Annotated in this window: 3 protein-coding genes and 1 tRNA gene; 3 read left to right on the forward strand and 1 reads right to left on the reverse strand. The window is 72.8% G+C overall.

The features are described 5' to 3' along the window. Nucleotides 1-55 precede the first annotated feature (55 nt). Nucleotides 56-715 carry a class E sortase gene (locus FNQ90_RS17605; RefSeq protein ID WP_182607265.1) on the forward strand — a complete coding sequence of 220 codons (660 nt, stop codon included), beginning with the start codon at nucleotides 56-58 and terminating at the stop codon, nucleotides 713-715. A gap of 212 nt (nucleotides 716-927) precedes the next feature. Here FNQ90_RS17605 and FNQ90_RS17610 read toward each other — a convergent pair. Further along, nucleotides 928-1,000, reverse strand: a tRNA-Ala gene (locus FNQ90_RS17610). 139 nt (nucleotides 1,001-1,139) lie between these two features. Between FNQ90_RS17610 and FNQ90_RS17615 the strand changes: the two genes are divergently transcribed. After that, nucleotides 1,140-1,697, forward strand: a complete 558-nt coding sequence (locus tag FNQ90_RS17615) for a helix-turn-helix domain-containing protein (RefSeq protein ID WP_182607263.1) — start codon at nucleotides 1,140-1,142, stop codon at nucleotides 1,695-1,697. Between the two features lie 334 nt (nucleotides 1,698-2,031). Then, a partial coding sequence (locus tag FNQ90_RS17620; RefSeq protein ID WP_182607264.1) for a serine/threonine-protein kinase occupies nucleotides 2,032-3,103 on the forward strand: 1,072 nt, incomplete at its 3' end.

Genomic DNA, 3,103 nt, shown 5'->3' on the forward strand with positions numbered 1-3,103 from the left:
GGGAGTAGACGACGAAGAGACCGAGGAGGACGCCGTCGGTGTCTTCGGCGAGTTGATGATCACCGCCGGCGTCCTCCTCGGTCTCTTCGTCGTCTACTCCCTGTGGTGGACCAACGTGGTCGCCAACCAGGAGGCCAACCGCGCCGGTGACGCCGTCCGCGAGAGCTGGGAGACGGGCGGGGGCGCGGAGGACCCCGCCGACCCGGACGAACCCCGGGTCTACCGGCCCGAGGACGGCATCGGCTTCCTCCACGTCCCCGCCCTGGGCGGGGACGAGATCCTCGTGAAGGAGGGCATCGACCTGCCCACCCTCAACGGCGGGGTGGCCGGCTACTACGACCACCCGGTGGAGTCGGCGATGCCCTGGGACGAGGAGGGCAACTTCTCGCTGGCCGCCCACCGGGACGGCCACGGCGCGAAGTTCCACGACATCCACAAGATGCGCGAGGGCGACCCGATCGTCTTCGAGACCAGGGACAGTTGGTACGTCTACCGGGTCTTCTCGATCCTGCCGGAGACCTCCCGCTACGACATCGGGGTGCTGGACCCGATCCCGGAGGGTTCCGGGGCCACCGAGCCCGGCCGCTACATCACCCTGACCACCTGCACGCCGATCTTCACCTCCACCCACCGGTACATCGTGTGGGGCGAGTTGGAGCGGGTGGAGCCGATGTCGGCCGAGCGCACCCCGCCGTCGGAGCTGACGGAGTCCTGACGATGCGGAGGGCCCCGGGGCGGACGCCGTGGTCCGGACATCCCGGACGCCCTCCGTGTCGCGTTCCGCGCCCCGGCGACCCGCGGATTCGCGGACGCATCGGCGCGCGGCCCGTCCCCGGGCCCGTCACCGCGCCTTCCGGAACGACCACGGCCCCCGGAGGGAAACCCTCCGGGGGCCGATCGATCACACGGTCCGGGTCACCGGGCCGGTGGAGCGTAGGAGAGTCGAACTCCTGACATCTGCCATGCAAAGACAGCGCTCTACCAACTGAGCTAACGCCCCGTACCGCACCAGGGTACCGAATGCGGGCCCCGGTTTCCGACCGGGTATCGCCCCGGGCGTTCCGTCTCCGTAGGATGACGCGCACCTTCGCTCGCGTGAAGGCACCAGGGGAGAACCGGGGACCGACAGGGGAGACGCGATGGAGACAGCGCAGCAGGAGGCGGCGGAGAAGGCCCGCGAACAGCAGACCACCTGGTACGGGGAGCCGTTGGGCACGCTGTTCCGCCGCCTGATCACCGACCTCGGCCTCAACCAGGCGCGGCTCGCCGTGGTGCTCGGTCTGTCCGCCCCGATGCTGTCCCAGCTGATGAGCGGTCAGCGTGCCAAGATCGGCAATCCCGCCGTCGTCCAGCGCGTGCGCGCCCTGCAGGACCTGGCCGCCGAGGTGCGGGCGGGCCGGGTCAGCGCGGCGGAGGCGACAGCCGCGATGGAGGAGATCCGGCGCGACGCCGGCGGCAACGTCCTGGGCACCTCCTCCACCGCCCGGACCACCGGCACGGGCGTGCCCGCCAACCCCAGCAAGCGCGTCGTGCGGGAGATCCAGGCGCTGCTGCGCTCGGTCTCGGACGCCGGCGAGATCCAGAGCGCCTCCCGGATGCTCGCCGACACCCATCCGGAGCTGGCCGAATTCCTGCGGGTCTACGGCAGCGCCCGGACCCGGGAGGCCGTCGAGCACTACGAGCGCCACCAGGGCTGAGCCCCGCGCCCCGGTGTTCCGGCGGTGCGTCCCGGCGGGGAACCGGAGCGCCCCGCCGCCGCGTCCCGGTGGACGGGAGGGGTTCCGGCGCCCGCCCCGTGTGCCGGACCGGGACGGGACGGCGACGGAACCGCAACCCGCGGAGGCCGGCCGGAAACCGACCCGACTGCCTATGCTGGAGCGGTTTCGTGCGGAATCCCGCACGGGGAGCCGAACCGGATCCACCGGGCGAAGGGCCCGAACCCCACCGAACACCGGTGCGCGCCGTCACACGGCGGCACACGGCGGCACACCGGCGGGGACGGCGAACGGGAAGCGAGCGGACGAAGGCACGATGGGCGAGATCTTCGCGGGACGGTACGAGCTGATCGACCCGATCGGGCGCGGCGGCGCGGGCGCCGTCTGGCGCGCCTGGGACCACCGACGCCGCCGATACGTGGCCGCCAAGGTGCTCCAGCAGTCGGACGCCCACACCCTGCTGCGGTTCGTGCGCGAGCAGGCCCTGCGCATCGACCACCCGCACGTCCTGGCCCCCGCCAGTTGGGCCGCCGACGACGACAAGGTCCTGTTCACCATGGACCTGGTCTCCGGCGGTTCGCTCTCCCACCTGATCGGCGACTACGGCGCGCTGCCGCCCCGCTTCGTCTGCACGCTGTTGGACCAGCTCCTCGCCGGCCTCCAGGCGGTGCACGACGAGGGCGTGGTGCACCGCGACATCAAACCGGCCAACATCCTGCTCGAGCCCACCGGCCGGGGCCGGCCCCGGCTGCGACTGTCCGACTTCGGCATCTCGATGCGCAAGGGCGAGCCCCGCCTCACCGAGACCAACTGGGTCCTGGGCACGCCGGGTTACTTCGCGCCGGAGCAGATGCGCGGTGCCGAACCCGACTTCACCGCCGACCTGTACGCCGTCGGCCTGGTCGGCCTCTACCTGTTGACCGGGACGAAACCCGACTCGGTCGGTCTGTACGGCGAGTACGAGGACGCCGGTGGCATGCCGGACGCCCCCGAGGGCGTCCCCGAGGTGCTCTGGCAGGTGCTGGGCACGCTGCTCCAGCCCGATCCGCAGGCCCGGTTCCGCACCGCCAACGGCGCCCGGAAGGCACTGGCCTCGGCCGCCGAGTTGCTGCCGGAGGCCGAGGAGCGGGACACCGTGGAGGTCTTCGACCAGATCGGACCGCTGCCCGCCGGCTACGGACCGAACGGTCCGGAACGCGCCGAACCCGGCGTGGCCGGAGCCGTCTCCGGGGCCCCGGAGACCACCGGTTACCACCTGGCGCCCCCGGCGGGTCCGCCCCCGACGGGCGGCACGGACGCGGCCTCCGGGGGCACGCCGTCGGGCCCCCCGTCGGGGGGCACACCGTCGCAGTCGTTCGGTCCGCCGACCCCGCCGACCGGCGCGCCGT

The sequence above is a fragment of the Streptomyces alkaliphilus genome (genome assembly GCF_014141535.1).
In the GTDB taxonomy this organism is placed as follows: domain Bacteria; phylum Actinomycetota; class Actinomycetes; order Streptomycetales; family Streptomycetaceae; genus Streptomyces; species Streptomyces alkaliphilus.

Excerpts from the sequence above, each read along its gene's own strand:
- FNQ90_RS17615 (WP_182607263.1), top strand. The coding sequence starts at position 1,140 with ATGGAGACAGCGCAGCAGGAGGCGGCGGAGAAGGCCCGCGAACAGCAG.
- FNQ90_RS17605 (WP_182607265.1), top strand. The coding sequence starts at position 56 with ATGATCACCGCCGGCGTCCTCCTCGGTCTCTTCGTCGTCTACTCCCTG.